This is a genomic window from Photobacterium carnosum, from assembly GCF_021236965.1.
Taxonomy (GTDB): domain Bacteria; phylum Pseudomonadota; class Gammaproteobacteria; order Enterobacterales; family Vibrionaceae; genus Photobacterium; species Photobacterium carnosum.
In genome coordinates, this window is sequence record NZ_WMDN01000014.1 from 56,228 (window position 1) to 83,175 (window position 26,948).

Annotated in this window: 19 protein-coding genes and 7 tRNA genes; 11 read left to right on the plus strand and 15 right to left on the minus strand. The window is 36.6% G+C overall.

The features are described from left to right. Window positions 1-4 precede the first annotated feature (4 nt). From GLP24_RS13465 to GLP24_RS13485, 5 genes are all read right to left on the minus strand, one after another. Window positions 5-874, minus strand: a complete 870-nt coding sequence (locus tag GLP24_RS13465) for a glycerol kinase (RefSeq protein WP_101769784.1) — start codon at window positions 872-874, stop codon at window positions 5-7. Window positions 875-1,276: 402 nt separating this feature from the next. After that, complete coding sequence (locus tag GLP24_RS13470) at window positions 1,277-2,281, minus strand: DUF6929 family protein (RefSeq protein WP_232616160.1); 1,005 nt, start codon at window positions 2,279-2,281, stop codon at window positions 1,277-1,279. Between the two features lie 191 nt (window positions 2,282-2,472). Beyond that, window positions 2,473-3,960, minus strand: coding sequence for a DHA2 family efflux MFS transporter permease subunit (locus GLP24_RS13475; RefSeq protein WP_232616161.1), 1,488 nt, complete (start codon window positions 3,958-3,960; stop codon window positions 2,473-2,475). An 8-nt stretch (window positions 3,961-3,968) separates the two neighbouring features. Beyond that, on the minus strand, window positions 3,969-5,117 hold the full coding sequence (locus GLP24_RS13480; RefSeq protein WP_232577033.1) for an HlyD family efflux transporter periplasmic adaptor subunit: 1,149 nt from the start codon (window positions 5,115-5,117) through the stop codon (window positions 3,969-3,971). A gap of 40 nt (window positions 5,118-5,157) precedes the next feature. Next, the gene (locus GLP24_RS13485; protein WP_232574772.1) at window positions 5,158-6,561 is read right to left on the minus strand and encodes an efflux transporter outer membrane subunit; all 1,404 of its coding nucleotides are present in this window, start codon (window positions 6,559-6,561) and stop codon (window positions 5,158-5,160) included. Between the two features lie 80 nt (window positions 6,562-6,641). Between GLP24_RS13485 and GLP24_RS13490 the strand changes: the two genes are divergently transcribed. From GLP24_RS13490 to GLP24_RS13525, 8 genes are all read left to right on the plus strand, one after another. Beyond that, window positions 6,642-7,565 carry a LysR family transcriptional regulator gene (locus tag GLP24_RS13490; protein WP_232578652.1) on the plus strand — a complete coding sequence of 308 codons (924 nt, stop codon included), beginning with the start codon at window positions 6,642-6,644 and terminating at the stop codon, window positions 7,563-7,565. A gap of 200 nt (window positions 7,566-7,765) precedes the next feature. After that, window positions 7,766-9,097 (plus strand): ferredoxin reductase family protein, encoded by a 1,332-nt coding sequence (locus GLP24_RS13495; RefSeq protein WP_232616162.1) that lies wholly within the window; start codon window positions 7,766-7,768, stop codon window positions 9,095-9,097. 408 nt (window positions 9,098-9,505) lie between these two features. Then, window positions 9,506-10,885: a C4-dicarboxylate transporter DcuC gene (gene dcuC, locus GLP24_RS13500; RefSeq protein ID WP_107249861.1), complete on the plus strand. Its 1,380-nt coding sequence runs from the start codon at window positions 9,506-9,508 to the stop codon at window positions 10,883-10,885. A 647-nt stretch (window positions 10,886-11,532) separates the two neighbouring features. After that, complete coding sequence (locus GLP24_RS13505) at window positions 11,533-11,727, plus strand: hypothetical protein (RefSeq protein WP_232616163.1); 195 nt, start codon at window positions 11,533-11,535, stop codon at window positions 11,725-11,727. A 45-nt stretch (window positions 11,728-11,772) separates the two neighbouring features. Continuing rightward, on the plus strand, window positions 11,773-12,891 hold the full coding sequence (locus tag GLP24_RS13510; RefSeq protein ID WP_232616164.1) for a DNA cytosine methyltransferase: 1,119 nt from the start codon (window positions 11,773-11,775) through the stop codon (window positions 12,889-12,891). Window positions 12,892-12,901: 10 nt separating this feature from the next. Further along, window positions 12,902-14,485, plus strand: coding sequence for an McrB family protein (locus GLP24_RS19930; protein WP_232616165.1), 1,584 nt, complete (start codon window positions 12,902-12,904; stop codon window positions 14,483-14,485). Continuing rightward, window positions 14,482-15,765: an McrC family protein gene (locus GLP24_RS13520; protein ID WP_232616166.1), complete on the plus strand. Its 1,284-nt coding sequence runs from the start codon at window positions 14,482-14,484 to the stop codon at window positions 15,763-15,765. Before GLP24_RS19930 ends, GLP24_RS13520 begins: the two co-directional genes overlap by 4 nt. Window positions 15,766-16,631: 866 nt before the next feature. Beyond that, complete coding sequence (locus tag GLP24_RS13525; protein WP_232616167.1) at window positions 16,632-19,796, plus strand: chitinase N-terminal domain-containing protein; 3,165 nt, start codon at window positions 16,632-16,634, stop codon at window positions 19,794-19,796. Between the two features lie 188 nt (window positions 19,797-19,984). Here GLP24_RS13525 and GLP24_RS13530 read toward each other — a convergent pair whose 3' ends face one another. The 8 genes from GLP24_RS13530 to GLP24_RS13565 form a co-directional block, all read right to left on the minus strand. Continuing rightward, window positions 19,985-20,221, minus strand: coding sequence for a hypothetical protein (locus GLP24_RS13530; protein WP_232616176.1), 237 nt, complete (start codon window positions 20,219-20,221; stop codon window positions 19,985-19,987). 101 nt (window positions 20,222-20,322) lie between these two features. Continuing rightward, window positions 20,323-20,412, minus strand: a tRNA-Asn gene (locus GLP24_RS13535). An 80-nt stretch (window positions 20,413-20,492) separates the two neighbouring features. Continuing rightward, window positions 20,493-20,580 (minus strand) — tRNA-Asn (locus tag GLP24_RS13540). 77 nt (window positions 20,581-20,657) lie between these two features. Next, window positions 20,658-20,733: transfer RNA gene (locus GLP24_RS13545), tRNA-Asn, on the minus strand. Between the two features lie 6 nt (window positions 20,734-20,739). Continuing rightward, a tRNA-Gly gene (locus tag GLP24_RS13550) sits at window positions 20,740-20,814 on the minus strand. A 19-nt stretch (window positions 20,815-20,833) separates the two neighbouring features. Next, window positions 20,834-20,918 (minus strand) — tRNA-Tyr (locus tag GLP24_RS13555). Window positions 20,919-20,927: 9 nt separating this feature from the next. Next, window positions 20,928-21,003 (minus strand) — tRNA-Thr (locus GLP24_RS13560). A gap of 47 nt (window positions 21,004-21,050) precedes the next feature. Continuing rightward, window positions 21,051-21,141, minus strand: a tRNA-Ser gene (locus tag GLP24_RS13565). Window positions 21,142-21,429: 288 nt separating this feature from the next. On the opposite strand from GLP24_RS13565, the gene bla reads away from it, so the two are divergent. Both bla and GLP24_RS13575 read left to right on the plus strand, forming a co-directional pair. Beyond that, window positions 21,430-22,287 (plus strand): class A beta-lactamase, encoded by an 858-nt coding sequence (gene bla, locus GLP24_RS13570; protein WP_101770272.1) that lies wholly within the window; start codon window positions 21,430-21,432, stop codon window positions 22,285-22,287. Between the two features lie 222 nt (window positions 22,288-22,509). Further along, the gene (locus GLP24_RS13575; RefSeq protein ID WP_101770271.1) at window positions 22,510-22,755 is read left to right on the plus strand and encodes a Rho-binding antiterminator; all 246 of its coding nucleotides are present in this window, start codon (window positions 22,510-22,512) and stop codon (window positions 22,753-22,755) included. 129 nt (window positions 22,756-22,884) lie between these two features. Here GLP24_RS13575 and GLP24_RS13580 read toward each other — a convergent pair whose 3' ends face one another. Next, on the minus strand, window positions 22,885-23,064 hold the full coding sequence (locus GLP24_RS13580; protein ID WP_101770270.1) for a hypothetical protein: 180 nt from the start codon (window positions 23,062-23,064) through the stop codon (window positions 22,885-22,887). Between the two features lie 511 nt (window positions 23,065-23,575). Further along, window positions 23,576-24,934 (minus strand): NCS2 family permease, encoded by a 1,359-nt coding sequence (locus GLP24_RS13585; protein WP_232616168.1) that lies wholly within the window; start codon window positions 24,932-24,934, stop codon window positions 23,576-23,578. A 491-nt stretch (window positions 24,935-25,425) separates the two neighbouring features. Between GLP24_RS13585 and GLP24_RS13590 the strand changes: the two genes are divergently transcribed. Beyond that, window positions 25,426-26,730, plus strand: coding sequence for an L-cysteine desulfidase family protein (locus GLP24_RS13590; protein WP_232577903.1), 1,305 nt, complete (start codon window positions 25,426-25,428; stop codon window positions 26,728-26,730). The last annotated feature ends 218 nt before the right edge of the window (window positions 26,731-26,948 follow it).

A 26,948-nucleotide genomic window follows, 5' to 3' on the forward strand; every position in this document is an offset into this window, starting at 1 on the left:
TATCTTAATAAGCTTTTATATCAAATTTTAATAACATTCGAGGTAATACATCATCAAGGTTCTGCACATCATGATCATTTAATTCAATAAGATTAAATCCATATTTAGCATACAAATCTTGCTTTATTTTCTTACGATGGGCATATTTAGGATCATCTTCCAATCCCCAAAATTCAATATATACTTTACCGGTTGGAAGATAAAAATCACAATAAAGGTCTTCTTCAATCGGCAATTTACGCTCATAGGCATGCACAATACCCGCCATATAAAGCCAATTATCAATCAGCATTTCAGCTTTAGAACGTACATAATGACCATCAGCAGAGCGGTGTTTTGCTTCAAATTTCTGTCTAAAATTTGATACTGAATTATCAGTACTTTTAACTTCAGCATTAACACCCGTAAATTCATTAACAGAATGTTGTAAGCTATTATTTGTTAATACTGTTTCATCCCACACCACATAGGGAATACCTGTACGTGAATCTTCTTTTTGAATACCACCTAATCGAGAACCAGATTGACTGACTTTCCAACCTTTAACGGCTTTATTGATCCAACCAAGCTCATCAAGTATTTGATTTATTTTTTGTGACGTTAATTTAAAATGACCGCTTAGTTGAGTTGCTGATAGCTTTTTACCCTCAAATGATGGTGTTGTAATAATCTCTAATGCTTCAGGCCAAACAATATACTGCCCAAAATGAGATGATTGTTTATACTCACCTTCCGCTGCTTTACCAATATCTGTTAACCGCCATTCTTTATTGTCACGAGTAATATAACCCGCTTCAGCTAACTCACTAAATAAATTTTTAGCAACAAGCCCCCTTGTTTTTGCTAACTGCGACGTTGATATTTTAGATGCCATCATACTCATCACCATGGTTAAAATTGTAATAATATTAACTTTAGTTACGGATCGTTATAAGTAAAAAAGCACACTCAGATTACTTTCAATATTTATTCACTATAAAGTTAGATGCATATCAAAAATATAATAATATTTAATTCTAAATAACGCTCATTTTTTGACTATACATATAATTTTCTGACTCCTTCGAGACTCTGCCAAGATAAATAACCGTGCTCTACTTTGTTTTTCCATTCCGACCATTTTCATAAATTCGGATATAGAAAATCCTTTCTGACATTAAATTGAAGCATAGGTAATTATTTAACCATGGCTGTTAAATAGTGGTAATCAGGAACAATTAAATAAAAAGCAGTAACAAGAGGCTATTACTGCTTTTTTATTTAATCTCTAATCAAATTACTTATCAATGGTAAAAGTAAAGAATTGACTGGTACCATTATCATTATCACTAACAATGTAACCATTAGCTTGTTTATTTGTTTGATTTTCAATAGCTATTGATTCAGCTTTTGTAATAACTGCTTTACCGTTATTTTTTATTTCTTGACTATATGTAGTCAAATTAATTGTTGATTTATTAACTAAGGCTTTTAGTGGCAATACACCAATAAAACTCCCTTGAATCGCCCCATCATTAATACTGCTTTCATTATTACCTTCAACCGATGCCGTAAAGACCATACTATTAGTCTCTTTCCAGTAATCAGCACCAGAGAAACAAGCTTGAACACCATTAATCTTAGGTAATTGAACTTGATAAACTTTTAAAGAAGATAATGTTTGAGTTTTACCTTCTAAATAATCCATTAATTCTTTTTCATTAATAGTAAAAATGGCATTTTTACCTTCATTACCGCGATTAAAAATAAAGATTTCATTACCTGTATTGGCAATACCTTCAATATTAATTTTTTCTTGTTGAGTGAAATTTGCGGCTTTATGCAGTTGAGCATACAGGTTAGACAATGATAGTTTTTGATTTTCACCACCATTAACTGGCATTAAATAAGCTTGCTCACGTAATACCGCTTTACTGCCAGAACCCATCACTAAATAATAAGGATGATTAAGGTAGTTAACCATTGTCATTGATTCAAAGTCAGGCTTTATTTTATGATTAATACGATTTTGTTCATTAACCGGAAATTGGTCAATTAATGTTTTTGCGTTAATTTTAAAATCGTTATTTACACTAAATAGCCATGGCGAATCATCACCCACAACCATGATTTTACCATTATTCACAACCATGCCTGAGCCTGAAGAAAGATTATGATTAATGGTTGAATTCGCAATATCAAATGTAAATGAATGCGATGAATCAGCAGATGGTGAACAACCTGTAACAAGTAATGTTAGCGCGCTAAGAATACTAATTTTTGCTATTTTTTTGATATTCATTAAGTATTTACACATTGAAATGTTTAAAAGTAAAAAAATATTACGCTCATAATTCAAAGAAAAGAAGATCTGCAAACATATATTTTATAAAACGCACGATAAAATAAATAATCCCGCGTAATAAAAAGAGTAACCATAATTAATGATTACTCTTTTTTATAGGATCTTCGTATAACGGCTACCCTAAATAATTAATGACGCACTGGTTTTGCTAGCCATACTAATGGGATCAATAATAAACATAAGATCCCTGACAACCAAAATAAATCGACCGTTGACATCATATAGGATTGTCGAGTAATCACATTATTCACCGCATCAAGGTTATTACCCATTGAATGGATAAACTGACTGACTTGGTGATTAGCAAGCGTAAATCCTTCTGCAATGCGTGAATGGTGAAATTCCATTCGTTGATCCCACATTGTAGTAACAATTGATGATGAAAAACTACCAAATAAAGTCCGGAAGAATGTTGATAACGCGACCGCATTCGCTATTTGATCTAATTTAACACTATTTACAATTAAATTTTGGAGTGGCACAAAAAAGGCCAACGTTGCCGCCCCCTGAATTAATTGTGGCATCATAATATAATCAAACGAAGCCGCTAAATTATAAGTACTCCGCCAAAATCCAACCACAGCAAAGATCAAAAAGGCATAAGTTAAAATATAACGAATATCTGTTTTTTGAACTAATTTACCAATAATAGGCGCACTCACAACCGCTAAAATACCGACGGGTGCTGTCGCATAGCCTGACCATGATGCGGTATATCCCATCACCGCTTGTAACCACAACGGCAATAATACGGTAGAGCCAAAGTAAACCATATACCCTAAACTCATCACAATTACTGCAATCGTGAAATTACGTTGGGTAAAGAAACGAAAATTAACGATTGGGTTATCATGATACCATTCCCAAATGATCATACAGCCCCAAGAGAGAACAGCGACCAGCGTTAATCCTAAAATTAAATTAGATTGAAACCAGTCATGATCTTTACCCAAATCAAGCATCATTTGTAGGCTACCCGCCGCCACCACTAATAGCCCAATTCCCATATAATCGACGCTTTCACGTTGGGTTTTTGTTTCTTTACCTTTCAATAAAAAGAACACTAATGTACTGGCAATAATTCCGATGGGCGCATTAATGAAAAATATCCATGACCACGAGTAATTATCAGTTAGCACACCACCTAAAATTGGCCCCATAATGGGTGCAACAACAACCGTCATTGACCATAACGACATCGCTAACCCATGCTTTTCTCTGGGAAAATTTCGCAATAAAATACTTTGTGATAATGGTGCGATCGATCCAGAAACAGCACCTTGTACCACGCGGAAAAAAATCAACATGCCAATACTGCTCGACATACCGCATAACATCGACGCAATAACAAACCCTATAGTGGCAAAGATAAATAATTTCACTTCACCAAAACGACGGCTTAAAAAACCCGTCATCGGCATTGAAATCGCATTTGCAGCACCAAAGGCGGTGATCACCCAGATACCTTGATCGGTTGATACACCAAGATTACCCGCGATGGTTGGAATCGCGACATTGGCAATCGATGTATCTAAAATCATCATGAAAGTTGCCATTGATGTCGCGAAGGTAATCAACAGCAGTTTAATGCCTTTTAATGGTACAGATTCATTCATTACATCACCTACGCCTTAATAAGGCGGTTAACGAATATCTCTACCTTTTTATCAACAACGGCTAAGCGTTTATTAGTAGTCTTCTGTGCACTTTCATTGGCGGTAAACACAGTATAATCAAACGGCTGCTTAACTGTCGCTTTGGTATCAACTGTGACAGCCATCGACATACCGACACGTAATGGATGTTGTTTAATTTGTTGTGAATCAATATAAATACGGACAGGTACACGTTGAATAATTTTAATCCAGTTACCCGTCGCATTTTGAGCAGGTATCGCTGAAAACGCACTACCCGTACCCGCACCAATGCCCGCAACAACACCTGTGTAGGTATACTTATCACCATATAAATCAGATTGAATGGTAACAGGTTGTCCGGTTTGCATATTATGTAACTGCGTTTCTTTAAAGTTAGCTTCAACCCAAACATTATCTAATGGCACGATAGTCATTAGTGCTTGACCTGCTTGAATTTGTTGACCCACTTGCACACTACGATTAATAACCATACCGCCTTTAGGCGCATAGATAGTGGCATTTTGTTGATCAAGATAAACATGACGTAATTGCGCAATCGCCATTTGAACTTGAGGATTATCTAAAATATGTTCTTGCGGCAATAATGTTTGTAGCGCTTGTAATTGTTTATTTAACGCAATTAAGTTTTGCTCTTTAATCATGACCGCATTTTTTGCATGCGATAATACTTCAGCTAATACTGAGCCATCTTTATCACCCCCAATTCGACGCTTATAATCTTGCTTCGCTTGGGCTAACATGACTTTTTCTGCTGCAATTTGGGCTTTTAACTGTGCTATTTTTAAATAATTACTTTGTACATCACGAACCGTATTTTTAAGGTTAGCTTCCGCTTGTTGTTGCTTTAATAACAATGGATTACGATTCAAGATAACGAGCTGTGCACCTTGCTCAACTTGTTGAGTATCATCAACATTGATGGCATTAACCGTGCCAGCCTCTTGGGCGGTGATCATTATTCGCTGGCCTGCAACATACGCATCATCTGTACTTTGTGAAGTGGTTGGCATGAGTAAATAAATAGTCACAGCCACAGCCATAACGATGACGATAAAAACACCGAGAATAATATTGCGCTTTTTTTTAGAAGTAGAATTAAGAGGTTGCTTTGTCATATTGGATCTCATCTTATTTATTGTGCTAAGTGGCGGTAGTTTATTGTTGAGCGTGATAACCGCCACCGAGGGCAACAATAAGTTGTAATTGATTTTGCAGCGTGGCGTTATCAGCATTCGTGGTTTGAATAACCTGTTGGTGCCATTTTATTTGTGCATTATTCATTTCCGAAAAGCTGGCTAATCCACGCTGATAACGGTGCTTAAAAATCATATAAGCTTGCTGATATTGTGTGGTTGATGCCACAGTAAGCGCTTGTTGTTGTAATGCTTCTTGTAAATTAACAATCGCATCAGAAGCTTGTTTTACTGCTGTAAGAACAGATTGGTTATAAATAGTTACCGCTTGGTCATAATGAATATTGGCCGACGCATAATTGGCATCACGAACGCCGCCATCATAAAGCGGTAAAGTCGTGGCAATGGTTGCGCCACTTAAAAAGAGATCCGCTGGGTTCATCGAAGATAATTTTTGAAAAACGCCCATGACCATTAAATTCATATCAGGATAATAAGCCGCTTTAGCTTGTTTTATTCCTTGTTGATTCGCTTCAACCAACCATTTATTCGCAATAATATCCGCGCGACGACCCAATAAATTCATTGGAATCGTCGTCATGGTATTCAATTGATTTATTGGATGTGCATTTGGCGTTAATAGCGTTCCCAGTTGCTCTGGCGTTTTAGCTAAATATAACGCTAATTGGTTTTTGGCTAATTGCTGTTGAGTGATAGTCATTGAAAGCTGCGCTGATAACTTATCAAGATCGCCTTGCTGTTGAAATAATTCCGCTTTGCTTGCTAAACCACGATGAATTTGGTCTTCAATAACGGCTCTTTGCTTATTCGTTTCACGCACTAACAACTGAATATTCTGCGCTAAGCGGTAATTATTCTGTAAGCTAAAATAGCTACTGGTAATCGCCGCTGATAACAATAATTTAGCTTGTACTGCTTGTGCTTCTAATGATAATTTTTGATTGGTCGCAGCAGCAATGATTGCCTTATTTTTACCCCAAAAATCAAATTGGTACGAAAAAGAAGGCAGCAACATTCCTAACGCTGAAAATTCCGCATGATTAGGGGATAAAGAGTGTAAATTAGCCCCCATTGCCCCACCACTCACATTGAGGTTTAAGGTTGGCTTATCACCCGCTTGAGCCAAAGCAACCTGTTGAGTGGCTAATTCAATACGCTGTTGAGCTTGCTGTAAGGTTAAGTTATTCGTTAGCCCTAATGTGATTAATTGATTTAATTGCGGATCCTTAAATTGGGTCCACCAATCTGTTTTTATATCACTAAGATCACGCTGATATAAATGAACTTGTTGGGCGGTAAGTAGCGAATGGTGTTGTGGTTCAGAGGGCGGAATCATACTACATGCCGATAATAGCAACACAACCGCCAAAGAAGATGCGGTGCGAGTGATATAAAATGCTTTCATTTTCTGTCCTAAATTACTTTATGGTATAAAGTATAAAGTGGAATCGATTGTTGTTATATACATCACAAAGGAAAAGACTGTTGCAGACAAAAAACAATAAAATTGGCTTTGATTTAAACACCATCGCAATATTCGCGCGCGTAGTTGAACGCCAAAGTTTTACGCTAGCGGCTGCTGAATTAGAACTAACCAAATCAACAGTAAGCCGGAAAATTGCAGAATTAGAACGCTATTTAGGAATTAGATTATTAACACGCTCAACACGCCAATTAGTGCTAACGGCAGAGGGTGATGCTTTTTACCGTTCTTGTTCACAGATTCTAGACGTCTTAAAACAATCTGAACTTGAAGTTACCGCAAGTCACGACTTAGTTTGCGGTACCTTAAAAATGGTCATGCCCGTAGAGGTAGGAAAAGGCTTTTTTGGCGCTTGTATAAAAGCATTTATGGCTTTACATCCTAACTTAAAAATACATCTTGAATTATCAAACCGTAAAGTTGACCTTATCAAAGAAGGCTTTGACGTTATGATACAAGTGGGAGAAATTGAAGATTCATCGCTGATCGTCAGAACGTTCCATCATTCAACACGAGTATTAGTAGCAAGCCCTCAATACATAGAACAGTACGGCTTACCCCAAAGTTTGGCCGATCTAAAAGCGCCTCATCAACAAATTAAAATGATCAGTAGTGTTCGTACGGGTAATAAAAATGTATTAGAAGGACTACCTTATCGTTTTAAGGTCAATACATTAAGCGCCGCGTTAGATCTCTGTTTAGATGGTTTTGGGATCACCTATATTCCAGAGTTTTTGTGCCGTAATCTTATTACTGAAGGAAAATTGGTCCATATTTTACCCAGCCTTTATGCCTCACAAGTTCCTATTCCCATCAGTTTTATTTATCCAGAACGAGACTTAATGCCTCGACGATTACGTGCATTCATTGATTTTACAATCACACGTTTTCAAGATGAAATTGAGCGACGTAAAAAAGACAGCTAACATCATTTTAAATAAAGATTTTTATATAAGCGTGTGATGCATGGTTTTAATAACCATCGTTATATTAAAAAGAAGTCATGATGGCTTCTTTTTAATAAGCAAAATACCAACAATCAAACTTTGCATAGATATACGTATATTGACGTCGCTTTACATCCCAAAAGTTAACATAAAGCTATCGTTTATATGAGCATAAAATAATGAAAACTACTCGCAATGTTATTTGGGTAATGATTGCCACAATATCAACGCTTTGGTTTGCAGTGGAGCCGCAATTCTTCACGTCAAACAACCTCTTTGAGTGGCGCTCAGCAATAATTCAATACTCTGGTATTTTATCTCTGATATTAATGTCCATCACCATGATATTAGCCATGCGCTTATCTGTAATTGAGAACTGGCTTAGTGGCATGGATAAAGCTTATCGCATACACAAATGGCTAGGTATCAGTAGCATCGCACTCGGTATCTCACATTGGCTATGGTACCAAATTCCTAAATGGCTAGTTATGTCTGGCATCTTAACAAGACCGGCTCGTCAGCATCATTCAAAACCAGTTGCAACTGAGTTTAGTTGGAATGCATGGGTCAATAATTTGCATGGCTTTGCTGAAAACCTTGGGGAGTGGGGATTTTATTTACTATTGGCCTTACTGATGATCTCGCTATGGGCCACGGTAAAATATAAACCCTTTAAATTATCACACCGCCTAATGTCAGTTGCCTACTTACTTATCGTTGTTCACTCAGTATTACTACTCAAGCATACTTATTGGGGAGAGCCTATTTATTACCTCACATTAGGCTTTGCTTTTATTGGCTCTATTGCGGCAATGTATAGTTTATTGGGTTTTGTCGGACGCAGTAACCGCCACGCTGCTGTTGTTGTCTCGACGCGTTATTTTCCACAAGCTGAAACAATGGAATTAATATTAAAACCCAATAGTGCTTGGCAAGGACATACAGCAGGACAGTTTGCATATTTACAATTTGGTAATGAAGATCCACATCCATTTACCATTGTTTCAGGCACTACCGACCCTGAAATACGGTTTTTAATTAAAGCCTTGGGAGACTTCACCACGGGATTGTACGAACGGGTAAAAATAGGTGATGCAGTAACAGTAGAAGGCCCTTATGGTCGTGTTAATTTTGACCTTAACAAGCCACAAATCTGGATTGCGGGTGGTGTTGGCATCGCTGCTTTTTTCGCTATCTTAGAAACACTCAAAGGAAAAACCAATCATCCTCAAATAGATTTATTTTATTGTAATCGAGGTATTGATAATCACTTAGCTGACGAATTGTACTCTCTTACACAGCAAGCCGACGTAAGGTTAAACGTCATAGACACCCTCCATTCACCGCGATTAAATATCGACTACATCGCAACTCAATGCGGTAACGTAAACGATTATGATTTTTACTTTTGCGGGCCAGAAATCTTTTCAAAAACACTAACAAAAGCGCTCGCTACATGCCATTTTAATATTGAAAAAAGTTACCACGAAGAATTATTTGTGATGCGCTAAAAGAAAAACACCATAAAAAAGACGACATATTCCTGCTATGTGTATCAACACTATGGCGACAAAGGTAACGTGTCTCTTTTTATTACTGTCGTGTAATCACATATTCTATAAATAATATAGATACGTTTTGAATTATCTCGATTTCATCATCAATATAATTCTCAAAAATAGATATAACATAATAAATTGACATCCACGGTATATTATTTTGCTTAAATTATTAACATAACAACAACCACTAACAATCATAGAAAAAACAATTAACCAACATATAGAGTATAACAATGAGATTAAGATCTAACTTATTATTAAAGTAATTTTTGTTATTTATTTATAAGATAATCATCAGCGTTTTTTTACTTCAATTAATAAATAATTATTCCATCTGTCTTTATCAATGAGAACAACATGGAATATATTTTTACACTATGTATAGTTGGGCTTGTCGCCTACTCAATGTTAAAAAAATTCAATCCCCAAGCAACATTAATTACCGCAGGCTTATTGTTGCTGGCTTACGCATCCATATCAGGTATTGCGCCTGTACTTGCCGATGGGAAGACGCAAGGCGCACTATTTTTTGACCTATGGCAACGTTTTACGGAAATCACCAATACCCGTTTAGGCAGTGTCGGTTTAACACTTGTCTCTATTGCTGGTGTTTCAACCTATTTAAATCACATTGGCGCATCTCAGGCGTTGGTGAAAGCCACATCTCGCCCGGTTATGGCGGTAAAAAATCCTTATGTATTGTTGATACTCGTTTTAATATTTGTATCACTAATGTACGTGTTTATTACTGGCGCAACATCGTTATCATTACTCTTAATGGGCACACTTTACCCAGTATTACGTAATGCGGGTATTAGTGCGAAAACAGCCGTTGCTACCATCGTTATTCCAACAGCATGGGAATATGGCCCAGGGCAGATTAATGCGGTTATTGGTGCCAATGCGATCAATGTTGAAATTATGGATTTTGTGGTAAATCATCAAACCATATTTCAAGCAATGCTACTTATTTTAATTCCTTTGGTTAACATTGTATGGCAACGTCATTGTGACCGTATTGATGGCTATAACCCATCAGAAGATAGAGGTAAGTATTTAGAAACGCTAGAAAAGCAACATGACGATAATGATACTGTCCCTAAGTTTTACGCATTACTTCCCATCTTGCCTTTTATCTTTTTATTTGGATTTTCAAGCATGGTAATGAAGTCTATTACGATGACAATTCCAATTGCAATGATGTCGACAATCAGCATCTGTATCATAATAGAAGCAATAAGATTTCGTTCAATTCAGCGTGCCTTTGATAATTTTGAAGCATGGCTAAAAGGTACCGGAATGATATTTGCGAGCGTATTAACATTAATGATCGCTGCTGAATATTTCTCAGCGGGTTTAACCAATATCGGCGCTATTAACACCTTAATCGATACCGCAAAATCATTTGATCTTGGTCCAAGCGGCATTGTCATTGTCTTTTCTGGTTTTATTTTATTAACCGCATTTATTACAGGTTCAGGCAATGCGCCTGTAATGGCTTTTATTCCTATCGTGCCTCAAATTGCAACTAACTTTGATGTTAATCCTCTACTTCCATTACTGCCTATTTTATTTGCAGCTGGCATCGGTAGAACAATGTCACCCGTTGCTGGGGTTATTATTACCGTTTCAGGCATGGCAGGTTTAACACCTATTGATGTCATCAAACGTACCAGTGTCCCAATGTTAAGCAGTATGGTTGTCGTCTTAATTATGGCGGTTATTCAATACTCTTAACTCACCATAACCGCCAATACTCACGCTACAGCATTAGAGTATTGGTGGTTTGCTTCACAGACACTTATCGCATCAAGCAGGTGTAATTTAAGTTGGTTTCTTAAATTGGTTGATTATAAGTGGTTTCTTAAACATTCCAATGCAGGTTCGGAAGGAAGGTGAACTGGTTTCGTTGGGGTATACTTAAATTGAACACCTTCAAGATTAAAGAAAACTTATCTATTTAAATAAAGTTAAATGAATCCAAAGAAATAAAAAACTAATAACTAAAATGGAAAATAAAAATTTAAACGTTATCTCTTAATGATATTGGTCGCACTAGTCTTTGTGATGTGGTTTGCGTTAATGCCATCAGTAGCACAAACATCAGCAACGAGTTTTGTTACTGTATTAATTACGATTATTACTTAATATAGGTGTACTAGCTAAAACACTGTGTGTATTAATCACATTATATAATGTAAAGAATCTGTTAGTGTCCTCATAAATTAAAGAAATTTAATATGATTAGTAAAGTGTTTATCTTCGTCACTGGCCAAGCATCCATTGTTAAACATATCGACTTAATAATACTGAATAACTTATTCTCTTATGTTCTTAATTAACGTACAATTTGGGCATACATTGTTGCTCCATTGGATGTACAAATGAAGTCAGCTGCATTAAGAATAAGAATAGATCCAGAATTACATGATAATTTCCTAAAGAGTTGCAAAGAATTAGATCTCTCTGCATCTCATATTCTTAGACAATTTATGAAAGAGTTTGTTGATAAAAGTAAAAAGAAGACACAAAAAGAGTTACTTGAAATAATTGACAGTGTTGTTAACAATCAAGTTTAACTGTATATTTAAACAGTGTTCGGTAAGGGTTTTAGAAAGGTTAATATGACTGTAAATACAAAGAAAGAATTTAATGTTGTAAGCATGTTCTCTGGCTGTGGTGGAATGGATCTAGGCTTTAAGCAGGCAGGTTATAATATTTTATGGGCCAATGACGTAGATCCTGATGCTTGCGATACATATGAAGCTAATATAGGAAATATACATAGAGGCGATATTTCAAAACTCGATATTCCAAATATTGAAGATGTAGATGTCTTAGTTTCTGGATTTCCTTGCCAGCCATTTTCAAATGCAGGCTCAAGAAAGGGAACGGATGATCCTCGAGGGCAATTATATGAATATACATTTAAATTTATCGAAAAATTAAATCCAAAAGTTGTCGTTATTGAAAATGTAAGAGGGCTTCTGAGTACTAAAATCCCAAACGGGAAGTTAATAGATGAATTAGTAAGAAGATTAAAAGATGATCATGGTTATCATGTTACATATCGACTATTGAACTTGAGTCATTTTGGAGTTCCTCAAAAAAGAATTCGTGTCGTACTAATAGCGACAAAAAATGCTAACTATGCTGCACATTTATTTCCTGAAGTTGTAGAAGGTAAAGACTTGTCAATTGAAACCACCTTAAAAGGCTTAAGGTCTACACAACCGAATCAGAATGAATTGATGAAGTTAAACCCACAAGCCTTGCATTATGGTTCTTTAATTCCAGAAGGAGGATCTTGGAAAAGTTTAGATTATGATATATTACCTGAAAGATGGAAAAAAATTCGCGACGACATGGTTAAGTATCACTATCCAAATTTCTTTAGAAAATATGCAAAGCATGAAATTCAAGGAACTATCACTGCTGCATTTAAACCTGAAAATGCTGGTGTATGGCACCCGACGAAAGGACGTATATATTCAGTTAGGGAAATAGCTCGTTTTCAAACATTCCCCGATAACTTTATTTTTTATGGCCGAAATATAAAATGTAAATATCAACAAATCGGAAATGCTGTACCACCATTAATAGCTAAAAAAATTGGTGAACAATTAAAGCATTATTTAAATAATACAGCGATTTGTGAACTGAAAAGGTATAAAGTTGAAAGTACAGAATTAAATGTAAACCAACCTATTGATAATCAAAAAATATCGGTGAACTTAGTTTAAGGGAAGTCTAGTGTATTTAAGTCGTGAGTTAGTTGTAAAAGCGTATGGTCAGTTAGTTGACATTGACGATACTGCTGGCAAATCGAGAATGGAAAAAGTAAGCGGAATTCGTTATTTACTCGCAACTAGCGAACTACTGAAAAAGCATAACTTATTATCATTAGATTTATGTGTTGATAATAGAGAATTAAGAAAAGAATTCGTTGATGCCGTTGCAGAGGTTATTTGCATAGATTCTGAAAAAAATTACACGAAAGATTTTTTTACAGATATTGGCAAACATAAAGATTTTGGTGTTGGTAGTAATTTCTTTACTACAAGACTTGCGAATAGTCGTGCACAGGAAATTAATTATCCTGGCAGACCCTCTAGTTTACTGAAGCTAAATCAAGAAAATATTAGTATCTTAGGAGATGCATGTTCTAAACTTACAACTGATTACTCTTTGATTACAATTAAAACACCGTTGTCAATATGGATACTCAGGAATACTAATTTCAATATTGAAATCAGTATTTCTGAACCTGCTGAAATACTTGAATTAATTAAACAAAAGTTAATTCACAAATATACGCAAGAAGTGGCTGATTATCTAACTCCTAATTTAGTCGAACTCTCAAGTATCATCGGCTCTTTATCTGAACCTTTATTTGAAACTGAACAGTCAATACTAACTAGTTTATTGGTTAAAAATATAGAAGTTCCAACAGAAGATAATTATATCGATTCAAGTGAAGCTAACCCCCATGTAATGAAAAACGACTTGAGTGATGATGATGAGATTCTTTTAATTGTTAAAAAACTATTAGAGCGTGGATCTAAAGGAATACTTTTTAGTGGACCGCCAGGAACAGGGAAAACTTGGTATGCCCTAAAGATTGCCTTGAAACTTATTGATGGAAATATAAATAGATTAGATAGGGTTCAATTTCACCCTTCATATTCATATGAAGACTTTATTGAAGGGATGGTATCTACTGGATCTATTTCGGGAAGTGAACCGCTATTCAAAGCAAAAGATAAAACCTTTGTTAATTTGTGTAATGTAGCTAAAGAAGATAAAGATAACGCTTACTTTTTAATAATTGACGAATTTACCAGAGGCGATCCGAGTAAAATTTTTGGAGAACTATTAACTTATATTGAAGCTGATTATAGAGATTTAAAGTTTATTCTCCCCTATTCTGAAAAAGAATTTTCTGTTCCTCATAATATCATTCTATTTGCTACAATGAATCCATACGATAAATCAGTAGTTGATTTAGATGCTGCAATGGAAAGACGTTTTGATGTAATTGAGCTGCCCCCTAATGTAAACACATTAACTTATTTTTTGAGCAATAATGGTATTAAAAAAGAAATAGTTGGAAAAGTCATCACTTTTTTTAACAGGTTGAATAGCTTGTCTGACCATGGTTTTGGTCATACATACTTTAAGAACATGAAAGAAGAGGAAGATTTTATTTTACTTTGGAATCATAAGCTTAGATTTCAATTAGAGGAAATGTTTAGGTTTAAAGAAAATGCTTATAAAGAAGTAAGGGATTTATACCTTGAAATACTATCAGAACAAGGAAAGGATAAACTTCAGTGAGGATTGAGGTAGGCCAAGAACGAACAGAAATAGATATTGATATATCAGACATTATTCAAGAAGGAGGTAACTTAAATATACTACCTCAGGTGAAAAACTACTTCAGTATTGACTACAAGCCTAAAAAAAATAAATTATCTCTTGTTGCGAAAGGTTATATTGGTTTAATACCCATTACTGCCGATTTAGCAATTGATATAAGACCAAAGTTTTCTATTAATAATTTGGCAAGAATTGTATCTATTTCACAAGGGAAATTCAAATCAATAAGTTATTTTTCTAAGTACTATAATGAACAACCGGATGCTTCAAAAGTAGTTAGTGAATTCCTACTTGATAGCTTTATCATCGAATTGGAGAAACTTTATTCAGAAGGGGTTTTTCGAGAATATTTAGCCAAAACTGAGTATTCCTCTTTCATCAAAGGTAAATTGAATATTGCAGATTCGATTAAAAAATTATGGTCTCATGGTCATTTCAATAAAGCTTCTGTTAAATATTATGAATTATCACCAGAAACTCCATTAAATAAGTTAATAAAATACACCATTGAATATTGTTTAACCTTGCTTCATCAAGAATTTCTTACCCCGTCGATTCAAACTAAGCTTATTTATTTTCATCAAGGATTTTCTAATTTTGAAATAAATCCATCTGATGATTTTTTAAAAGATGCTTTTGAATTGATAAAGGGGAATAAAATCCCTGAGCTTAGACATTATTATATCAATATATGTGAAATCTGTAGGCTGTTGCTTACTGGTTCTGGTATTGACTTTGATAACCATGGAACTATGTTAAATATAAGTAGTTTTATAATTAATATGGAAAGTGTTTTTGAAAAGTTTCTACTAAACTCGATTAAAAATAGAAAGGCGCTACTTGGTGATAATTACATCATATTAGATGGAAATGATGAAGGAAAAAAGAAATTTTTTAAACCTCCAGGGCGAGGAAGGGGTGATGCTAAACCTGATATAATCATAAAAGTTAATAATAAAACAACAATAATTGCTGATGCAAAATATAAATTCAAATCAAAAGACAGTGATAGATACCAAGTTATTTCTCATGCTTTAAGTTATGAAGCTAAAGTTGCAGTTTTAATCATGCCTACAAATGATTCTGGTACAAGGGTTGTAGAGTTGGGAGGAGTTGGTGGTGTTTTTGAAATTAGAGTTTATGAAGTTTTTGTTGATATATCATCTAATGATTTAGAAGCAGAAGAAATTAAGTTAATGAGTATACTTAAAAGCTTTATCGATACTGAAGTGACATAGTTAATGGGTAACTATAATGGGAATGTTGCAAAAATTGAGTCTTCGCTCAAGATCACTTCTTTTCTCATTTAATCTGCCGACTTCTGCTGGTATGGTATTGTTCGACCCGACACATACCATACCTAAGAAAGCCTATAATTCTCGTCACTGACTCTTTCTGGGAGCCTTTCCCCTAGCACGCTTTCCATGAATCAAGATAAAGGAAACAAATATTTTAGCGAGAATACCTATAATTATAATGATTGTTCTGTACTTATTAGAATTACAGACATTTAATTGCAGGTAATTAAAGTATTTTTAACTAATAGTTGTTGTAGCTTAATGTGTGTAGTAGTTAAGTTAGCCATTTTGTTATACTTTAACTAATCCACATCCACTTAGTTAAAGTATAAATTCTAACTAAATTCGGTCCAGATACGAGTTAACTGAACGACTAACTCACAGTGATTACTCAACTATTCCGTTATAACAAACTTCACCAATATCATGCCATATCAACGAACATTCCCACCAATTTCACATAACATCTGTAATGACTACCAAATTTATAAACTGATGAATAACCCTGTTTTTTTGTGATTAGCTTACGAAAATCACCCAAAGTGATAATTTAGGTTCGGGCAGTGTGGTTAACAAAATAGTAACGTTATATTAAGGCTTATTTGTGATGCTTTTTTAGGGGAAATTACTGTTTCAGGAAGATTCTCACGAACACTGATGATAATGCGCGATATTAGTGCAAATTCATTAAACCCACACAACTATCATTAAATATTGTAGTTATCATAAGTTTAACCTGTATACATTAACTTGAACACTTAACATATTGCAAAAGCATAATTTAACTTTCAAGAAAGTATAATCACATGAAAATAAAAATATTATCAGTGCTAGTCATGTCTGCACTAGCCATGACAGGTCAAGCACACGCTAATACCAGCACCCCCTATTTTGAACAAACATCACAAAATATTTACCAGAAAATTCAAAACAAGCTCAACGATATTAAATCGCTGGCTGAAAATAGTAACAACATAATTGTTGGTGAAGATAAACAACGTTATATTGAAATTAACAATACGCGCTACCGCTTAAATAGTGATAACTATTTGTTGTTTGATTTCCCGAGTTCATTTACCGACGAATCTAGCTTCCGTAATGTTTTTGACTTTATTCCACCAGAATGGGAACTAACATGGAATGACTTAGGTGTTGTGATTGTTAACACCCAATTCGGTAATTACGACTATGGTAATGGTTGTTTAATTGAATATATGCCAGCGGCCACTCAATTAGATGCTGATACTCGCGTGATAATTGAAACAGCATCCTGTGCATGGAATAGCAACCTGCTACCGTCACATTCTCCTGCCTCCCTTTCTCTTCTCGAGGCAACGCCTGATACCGCCACTCTGACATGGGATAAGGTAGAAAAAGCAGATCTCTATAAAATCTACCTCGATGGTATGATGATTGCTCAAAGTTCTGCTACCAAAAGCTTAACTTTCAAGGATATTAGCCTGTCCTCAGAAACCCGTTATAGCTACCAAATTGAAGCTTGTAACCAATATGGTTGTGCAGAAGAAAAAAGTGCAACATTAGCAGTTGAAACGCTACCGACGCCAGAGGTTATCCCTAATACACCCCCTCCTCCATCACTGATTAATAACGGTACACGTACCAATATCGTTAACTGGAATATCACTTCTGGCGCAACACATTATCAAGTATTCCGTAATGGGGAAATCATTGCCGATGATCTGACGGATGTCAGCTTTGTCGACACAGCAGCCACTGGTGTAACACAAAATACCCAATACCAGTACGCCGTTGCCGCCTGTAATGACACCGGTTGTTCTGTGCCAAGCCAAACGGCTGATGTACATACCTCAGCGATGGATAAACTAGCCATCAATGTTAAAAATATCGATCCGAATACCAATTCTGTCGGTGTGAACATTCGTAGCCAATACACCAGCAACCAAATATTCAGCGAAAACAAATCTTATTCAAAAAAAGGTATTTATGATTACGGCCGAGGGATTTACTTTAGCCAAAACGATGGCGGTAAGTATTGGGTGCAGATTAATCGCCAACCAACAAACGGTCAGATCTGTCAATCAGACTCACACAACTATAAACGGACACAAGGCCAGAATGTTGTTGCTGTCCTTGACTGTTTAACGCCTGCCACCTTAACGTCACTTGTTCCACAACAGATCACCTTGCACCCGACACAAACTGACTTCTATCTGTCGATGCCGCTATTACATCGTGTGGCTGATGGTAAAGAAATTATTACGTCTTCATACATCATGACCTCTTCGAATGAAAAGGTAGTGACTATTAGTAAAAACGGCAAACTCATCCCACAGGCCGAGGGCGAAAGTATCATCACAGTACAGGCTAATCCTGAATACTATGACGTCGCTACACCGATTACTTATACTGTTCGTGTCAATGCACATCAACAATCTGTTGTGTTGCAAAACGTCGAGATTGGTCAGTCAACGCTGCTATCTCCTCGATCTGAACACCAAATTATCGCACCAAAAGCCAAAACTATGGTACGTGCCTACTTGTACGCTCAGGATGCTTCTGACACAACCATGCCAGCGGTTAATATGACACTTTCTGCAAACGGTCAAACAATGACCACTGCAATGACGTGTCCTACAGAAGCCAAAGTCGGTCCGTTTGATGCTCCAAGCTATGATCGTGCAGAAACATGTTATAGCATCATTGATGAACAAACCGCCCGAACTTTCATTGACAACAATATGGTAATGAACATCAGTACCGATACTGGTCTGTCGATGACAACCATGCCGAAAGTCAATATTCACTCCACGTTAAACCTGAAGCTAGTTCCTGGTTATAACGATCGCAGTGAAGCACTAGCACCAGACATTGATGCATTTAGTGATACGATCAAACAAGCCTATCCATTATCGACCGTCAACATCTCGGTACGTGAATCAGTAGAAACCCCTTCAGTATTGAACCAATCCTTAGATATCGTGGAGAAAATCCGCAAACTGGAAACTGATGGCCTCTCCTACTTCTATGGCCTTGTTCCGGGCGGATGCTATGGTACCGTCGGCTTAGCCTTTGTCGGTGGAACGTCTGCTGTCGGTCGTGATGCATCTTGTCCACCCTACTTACGTTCAGTATTCGTGCATGAGTTAGGACACAACTTTGGTCTTAACCATGCTCCAGGCTGTGGTAAAACTTCATCTGAAGCATTCTGGAACTCAGACGCATGGGAAGGTGTAAACCTAGGAAAACACAGCCCATCGCCCTTGTTTGATCGTACTAACAACAATGTGATATCACCAAAGGATCCATCAATCCATTCCGATTCAGATGTCATGAATTACTGTACCGGTGATCGCTTTACCCAGTACAACTACAGCAAAGTGGCTAGCCACATCAATGCAAAATCGTGGTTCTCTAACACCACAACAAACCTGCTTCAAACGACAGAACCAACACTGATGATTTCTGGTGAAATCGTTGATGGTAAAGTGTGGCTTGACCCCGTAATTATGTCTGATAACGCTATGTATGAAGACAATGGCACAAGTAACTCCACATTCACTATTTTGATCAATACGACCGATGGCGCAGTGATGTATCCCGTACATTTCAATGAGATCGATCATAGCGATAAGAAGACCTTCAGCTTACAAATTCCGGCTTCGGCACACATCAATGCCATTAAAATGTTTGAAGGCGAGCATGAAGTAACGATAGAAATAAAGGGCTTGAAAGAGCAAAAAACAAAAGCAATAGACCAGTCTCCACGTACTAACACCGTGGAACTATCAGGTAACGAAGTCATCTGGAACCACGTTAAGTATCCGTGGTTAACAGTAGTTCACATCAAAGCAGACGGTTCACGCCAAGCACTGAGCATTAATGCTACAGGCGGCAGTGTAGATCTCAGCGGATATGATTTAACACTCGGAACATTAAGTTTCAGCCTATCTAACGGGATAAGCAGTGTGATGAAAACAGAACAGCTATAACCGCTGATTGGTTGATCGTATAACCTCTAACATGCCAGTGGGATCCCACTGGCATTTTTTTGGTTCAGTTACAACGTTGACGAAATCAACTAAAGAGTTAGAGTATTAAATAAATAGATCATCATATTAGGTATGACAAACATGTTTAAGTGTAATAATTACGCTTAATGTGACACTTAACCAACGTTTCAATCAATACAACTTTGTCGTTCGATTTTATGTTCAAAGACAACCACATCACCACCTTCTCCCAGTAGCTCTGTTATTTCATCCACGACTTCTTGCTCATCTTCCGCTTTAACTTGATTCGCTAGGCTTTCTTCAGTGATAAAGACGAAAGACTGGACACCCATAATTTTTTGCTTAGATACTGCCATTCCAAATAAATAGAAAATACTTGTGATAGCGATAAGAAATCTACTCACAGTGTGTTTAGTTTTTAAAGTAAAGATATGGCTGTCCTATGTTTAGCATTACTGAATTTCAAACGTAAAAAAGCCCGCAATTGCTTGCGGGCTTCTCTATTTGGCTCCCTCTACTGGACTTGAACCCGTGATACACGGATTAACAGTCCGCCACGCTTCTAATAAAAAGAAACCAACTGAACTAAGAGGGAATTGTTTGGAATCAGGAACCTGACTCACTTTTCTCCAGACGTAAAAAAGCCCGCAATTGCTTGCGGGCTTTTCTATTTGACTCCCTCTACTGGACTTGAACCCGTGATACACGGATTAACAGTCCGCTAATCTTCCCAATAAAGAAGCACCAACTGAACTAAGAGGGAATTGTTTGGAATCAGGAACCTGACTCACTTTTATCTAGACGTAAAAAAGCCCGCAATTGCTTGCGGGCTTCTCTATTTGGCTCCCTCTACTGGACTTGAACCAGTGACATACGGATTAACAGTCCGGCGTTCTACCAACTGAACTAAGAGGGAATTATCTGGAGCAGGTAGCGGGAATCGAACCCGCATCTCAAGCTTGGAAGGCTGGAGTAATAGCCATTATACGATACCTGCGATGTATCTTTACAAATTATGGTGGTGGGAGAAGGATTCGAACCTTCGAAGGCGATGCCGGCAGATTTACAATCTGCTCCCTTTGGCCACTCGGGAATCCCACCGAAATTTAATGGTGCCGACTACCGGAGTCGAACTGGTGACCTACTGATTACAAGTCAGTTGCTCTACCTACTGAGCTAAGTCGGCACACTAATTTCTGTTTTATTGCTAAGTCGAAACTCAACAATTAAATTTGGCGGAGAGATAGGGATTTGAACCCTAGATACGCTATAAACGTATGCTGGTTTTCAAGACCAGTGCTTTCAACCGCTCAGCCATCTCTCCAATGCCGCGTATGATATAGCGCAGCCCTTCCGCTGTAAAGAAAAAAAACACAAAAAAATTCTAACTAGCTATTTATTAAGCGAAAGTTATTGATTGGTGTATTAATTGTGCATAATTGAACTATTACTAATGATATAACTTGAACTATTAATATCTATTAATCGCATTATTTTATTTAAATATCACTATCACAATAAGTCTATTTACAATATTTAACAATTTAACGAAGACATTAGCGATAATATCCGTAAAATTTAGCAATTAATTATTTACGCAAAGGCTCTCTCTATGAAGCTACGTATTTTCGTCAGTACCTTGTTACTCTCTGTTAGTCATTTAGCATCAGCACAAATTAGCCAAATTACCCCCGAGCTGACCAACATTGAGCAACACCTTGGAGGCACTGTCGCGGTAGCGGTCTATAACGCCAATACTAATACAAGCTGGAGTTACCATGGCGAACAACGTGTTCCAATGATGAGTACTTTTAAAACCTTAGCCTGTGCTGACTTATTACATCAAGCAGATACTAAGCGTGTTGACTTAAACCAGCCAATCATGATCAACCAAAGTGATATTTTAAGCTATGCGCCAGTAACTGCCGATCGTGTTGGTACAAGCATGACCTTGGCTCAACTCTGTAATGCAACCATGCTAACCAGTGATAACACGGCTGCTAATCTGGTGCTTAATAATATTGGTGGTCCTCAAAGTGTCACTCAATTTATCGGTACGCTTGATGATAAAACGACCCGTCTTGATCGTATTGAACCTGAAGTGAATAATGTCAGTAAGGCTGAACTGCGTGATACCACCACCCCTATCGCCATGAATTCAACCTTATACAATTTACTCTATGGTCATACGCTATCTGAAACAGCACGGATACAATTAAAACAATGGATGATGGACAATAAAGTCTCTGATCCATTATTACGCGCCGCCTTACCCGCGGGTTGGTATATTGCCGATCGTTCAGGTTACGATAGTAACTATGGCTCACGAGGAATTACAGCGGCAGTATGGCAACAAGGTAAACAGCCCATCATGATCAGTATTTATTTAGCTCAAACAGGAAAACCAATGGCTGATCTTAATACGACGATAGCAAAAATTGGGCAATTGATTTTTACGCATTTAAAATAAATACCATAAAATGATATAACAAAGAGGGATCTTTTTAGATGCCTCTTTGGCTATTGTTTATAGCATTACTTTCAGATTAGATATCAAATGTATTTATCTATTGCAGGTCTAATGAATTTTTTTGAGATGCTGCTAACTTTTATCCATAATATTTTAAATCTATTACACTGACTTTTTGATGTCATTACTCTATATCATCATGCATTATATAAGGATAACAATATGTTAAGTTGTCACCAACATGATTATATCGAAATAGCGTGTATGCATCATTTGAACATTGATCTAACGTTGAATGACGGTAGCCATCTTATCGGTATTGCACACGATACGTTTTATAATCAAAACCGTGAAGAGTGTATTGTATTAGTTATTAATCATCAGCAACAATTAGTCGTATTAGATGATCTTTTGTCTATGACAGCAATAATAGCAAACCCATATTTTGATACGATAAATTTCAAATAACCACTTGATTAATAATAAATTTACATTGTAAATGCTATTGATATTCATATTTATTGCTTAAAACAAAAATGGCGTTTCTATTTTAGCTAATAGAAACGCCATTTCTAATTATTGCTACCATATAGGTAATTATGCAAACTTCATTTCCCCGTTGTCATCAAGATAAAGTGCTGCTTTTGCTTGACCAATCAATTGAGCTGCATAAGACGGTGTTACAGCACGTAACTCACCTTTAACTGATAAAAAAGTACCTTCCCAAGCTTGATCGCGGTATTTGCCTGATTCTAAAATTTCAATAATAACTTTCATGATTAATCTCAACGTCTAATAAATAATAAAATAATGACAAAACCCTAAGGTACCTCGTCTTCTTTTAGAATCTACCAGCATTAAATTAATTGTCATCCCATGTAAATTGCAACGTTAGATACACAAATAGAATGAATTAAAAATCACTGTCCTAAAAAAGCGAAAATTCTCATAATATTTTATATTCGTGATTAAATCACACCATAAATAACTAATCGTAAATGATTGATTTTAAATATAAATAATCATTTAAATAGCATTGAATAATGCTGTTTTATCACTGTATCTATATTTCGATAATTTATTCATTAATTATTCAACAGAGACAAAATGTAAATCGCGTAAAGCAAGTTTCCATTTTTGATCAATACAACTTATCAAAACTGATAAAAAAGAGCACTTAACAACCATTCCGATGATGGATTAACAAATGATACCTATTATATTAAACATAAAAAAACCCGCGTTTAATACGCGGGTTAATAATAACTAACTAGCAATTAGTATTCGGTTAAATAGCCCAACCACCCGCGTAAAACGCAACTAATGCGATTGCGATAATTACCGTGCCGATGTTTAAACGTTTAAAATCACCTGATACCACGCGTCCAATCACTAAACTCACAAAGCCAAGCATAATGCCCGTAACAATATTGCCCGTTAGCACAATAAAAACAGCACATAACAACCCAGATAACGCATCAACAGAATCGTTCATGTCTAGCTTGCTAACATTACTTAACATCAATAAACCAACATACATTAATGCAGGAGCCGTTGCGTAAGCAGGAACCAAATAACTTAATGGCGCTAAAAATAACATCACCACAAACAACAACCCAACCGTTGTTGCTGTTAAACCTGTTTTACCGCCAGCCGCAGTACCCGCCGCAGATTCAATATAAACAGCGGCAGGTGAACCACCGACAAAGCCTGCAAAAATACTACTAACGGAATCGGCAGTTAATGCTTTACCGCCACTAATAATATTACCGCGTTCTGTCAATAAATTAGCCTGACCTGCGACTGCACGAATCGTACCTGTCGCATCAAAAATAGCCGTCATCACTAACGCAAGCACTGTCGGCAAGATCACTGGATTAAGCGCGCCCATAATATCCATAGAACCAATTAAAGAACCTTCACCACCAAATGTCGGCAGCGCAAAGAAGCCATGGTATTTCACATTAGGATCAAATATCAGACCAAACACTGAAATAGCAACAATCACCAAGAGAATACCACCAGGCACACGACGTTTTTCAAGTCCTAGAATTGCCGCTAATCCTACTAATGACATAATCACGGGTAATGACATAAAATGACCAAAAGCGACCGGTAAACCCGCTTGTGGATTTTTAATCACTAAACCAACACCATTGGCTGCAATCAATAATAAGAACAATCCAATACCGATACCCGTACCATGTGCGATCCCTGTTGGCATGTTTCTCATGATCCAACCACGAATGCCGGTCACGGTGATCAGAGTAAATAAGACCCCCATTAAAAATACAGCACCAAGAGCAACAGGAATACTGACCCCTTGCCCAAGCACTAAACTAAAAGCCGTAAATGCCGTGAGTGATATAGCACAGCCAATAGCCATTGGTAATCGAGCCCATAAGCCCATCAGTAATGAACCAAATGCAGCAACTAAACAAGTTGCGATAAATACTGCACTTTGATTAAAACCAGCGGCACCTAACATGCTTGGTACAACAATGACTGAATATACCATGGCTAAAAAAGTTGTTAACCCAGCAATAATCTCTTGTTTAACACTACTGCCACGCTCAGATATTTGAAAATAACGATCTAAACCGCGAGTTGATGAACTTTGGGTATTAGGTGTACTGTCAGCAGACATGATGTCTTCCTATAATTTTCTGATTTTAATCCGTTCTTATTGGCTATAAATAATCAATATAGCCAACGCAAACGTTTACTTTTTTTAAAAAAGAAAAGGTTGAAGCGATTTTACCTTCAACCTTTATGTGATCTTTACCTAAATATGATACCTAGAAAGCAACCATCACCGCCACCATAAACTACTTTTTTACTCAAAAAAATAAAGCCCCCACTAACATCATAAAAAAAACTCATCATCACAATTAAAAAATATTCCTACAAAAATTGTGATGAGTATAACAAAAACCTAATAACTAATTTTTTAATAGAAAAATATTCTATATATCCTTGTTATAAGTAATGATTATATGATTTTTTTCTTTACGACTAGACGTATACTCATCATTACGAACTGAAAGAGAATGTTAGCTAATTATTTGCTCTACAGTGATTTCAATTAGCTTTATCTGTAACTTTTGATGCTTTAATATAAAGCACTAGGTGATTGCAATGAAAAACACACTTTGGCCTGCATTTATTGATGTTGTAAAACGCGACGTTGTACCTGCATTAGGTTGTACAGAGCCAGTATCTGTTGCACTAGCCGCAGCCATTGCCGTCAATAAGCTTAATATAAAACATCAAGATATTACCGCTATTAACGTTCTCGTTTCTGCTAATTTAATGAAAAATGGCATGGGTGTAACCGTACCTGGAACGGGAATGGTGGGTCTAGAAGTCGCAGCTGCAACAGGTGCAGTCGCAGGTGATAGCCAAGCCCAGTTAGAAGTGCTTAAAAATTTAACTACCGAAGATGTTGCTATCGCAAAAGCAATGATCGATAAAAAATTAGTCTCAGTTAGTGTGGCTAATGTCAGTAATATTCTGTATGCCAAAGTAACAGTATTAACGGATCATCATTCAGCAAGTGTCACTATTGCAGATAGTCATACTCATATACTGGCGATTGAAGAAGATGGCATAACGACTTATATTGCCAATCCTAAAAATACCACTCAAACCGCCCAACAAACCGAAAATAGTAATCCTTTTATTAATGCATGTGCGCAAGATATTTTTGACTTCGCAACCCAAGCACCTTTAGCTGATATTCACTTTATTGAGCAAGCTTACCAACTTAACAACGCCCTTTCTATTGAAGGCCTACAAGGTAACTATGGTCTACAAGTGGGTGCTACTTTCCAACGTAATATTGAACGTGGCTTGCTTTCTGCTGGATTATTGACTGACGTATTACTACGTACGGCTGCCGCTTCAGATGCGCGAATGGGCGGCGCGATGAAACCTGCGATGAGTAATTCAGGTTCAGGTAATCAAGGTATAGCAGCAACGATGCCTGTCGTTGTTGTCGCTGAATTTATTAAAGCTGATGAAGAACAACTTATCCGTGCATTAATGTTGTCACATTTAATGGCGATTTATATTAAAAGTCATCAAAACAAATTATCCGCACTATGTGGTGCAACGACTGCATCAATGGGTGCAGTTGCAGGTATGACATGGTTACTTGGTGGTAATATTCAGCAAATCAGCGCAGCAATCAATAGTATGATTGGTGATATCGCAGGTATGATCTGTGATGGTGCAAAAACCAGTTGTGCAATGAAAGTCTCATCATCAGCAGGCTCGGCAATCAAATCAGCATTAATGGCATTAGATGGCCTCGGTGTTACAGGAAATGAAGGAATTGTTGCACATGACGTTGACAGCACTATCCGCAATCTTTCAGCATTAGCTAACGGTTCAATGACACAAACAGATATTCAGATCCTTGATATCATGGTTAATAAATAGCCATACATTCTCTAATGTAGTGGCGAACTCCTCTAGATTTATAGAAAAAGTCAGATAACTCGTTTGCTTTTTTATGTTTATCTAGAGGATTATATTGTCTTATTTCGATAATCCTCAGCAAAAAACAGTTAAAACCGCATTTATCTCCTTATAAATATTCCTTTTAGCTATATGTAATTACCTCTAGTTATTTAAAAAACACGTCATTAGCGCAATAA

What these genes read in the sequence shown, in the direction of transcription:
- GLP24_RS13465 (WP_101769784.1), bottom strand. Translation starts at nt 874, where the DNA reads ATGGCATCTAAAATATCAACGTCGCAGTTAGCAAAAACAAGGGGGCTT.
- GLP24_RS13470 (WP_232616160.1), bottom strand. Translation starts at nt 2,281, where the DNA reads ATGAATATCAAAAAAATAGCAAAAATTAGTATTCTTAGCGCGCTAACA.
- GLP24_RS13475 (WP_232616161.1), bottom strand. Translation starts at nt 3,960, where the DNA reads ATGAATGAATCTGTACCATTAAAAGGCATTAAACTGCTGTTGATTACC.
- GLP24_RS13480 (WP_232577033.1), bottom strand. Translation starts at nt 5,117, where the DNA reads ATGACAAAGCAACCTCTTAATTCTACTTCTAAAAAAAAGCGCAATATT.
- GLP24_RS13485 (WP_232574772.1), bottom strand. Translation starts at nt 6,561, where the DNA reads ATGAAAGCATTTTATATCACTCGCACCGCATCTTCTTTGGCGGTTGTG.
- GLP24_RS13495 (WP_232616162.1), top strand. Translation starts at nt 7,766, where the DNA reads ATGAAAACTACTCGCAATGTTATTTGGGTAATGATTGCCACAATATCA.
- dcuC (WP_107249861.1), top strand. Translation starts at nt 9,506, where the DNA reads ATGGAATATATTTTTACACTATGTATAGTTGGGCTTGTCGCCTACTCA.
- GLP24_RS13505 (WP_232616163.1), top strand. Translation starts at nt 11,533, where the DNA reads ATGAAGTCAGCTGCATTAAGAATAAGAATAGATCCAGAATTACATGAT.
- GLP24_RS13510 (WP_232616164.1), top strand. Translation starts at nt 11,773, where the DNA reads ATGACTGTAAATACAAAGAAAGAATTTAATGTTGTAAGCATGTTCTCT.
- GLP24_RS13525 (WP_232616167.1), top strand. Translation starts at nt 16,632, where the DNA reads ATGAAAATAAAAATATTATCAGTGCTAGTCATGTCTGCACTAGCCATG.
- bla (WP_101770272.1), top strand. Translation starts at nt 21,430, where the DNA reads ATGAAGCTACGTATTTTCGTCAGTACCTTGTTACTCTCTGTTAGTCAT.
- GLP24_RS13575 (WP_101770271.1), top strand. Translation starts at nt 22,510, where the DNA reads ATGTTAAGTTGTCACCAACATGATTATATCGAAATAGCGTGTATGCAT.
- GLP24_RS13580 (WP_101770270.1), bottom strand. Translation starts at nt 23,064, where the DNA reads ATGAAAGTTATTATTGAAATTTTAGAATCAGGCAAATACCGCGATCAA.
- GLP24_RS13585 (WP_232616168.1), bottom strand. Translation starts at nt 24,934, where the DNA reads ATGTCTGCTGACAGTACACCTAATACCCAAAGTTCATCAACTCGCGGT.
- GLP24_RS13590 (WP_232577903.1), top strand. Translation starts at nt 25,426, where the DNA reads ATGAAAAACACACTTTGGCCTGCATTTATTGATGTTGTAAAACGCGAC.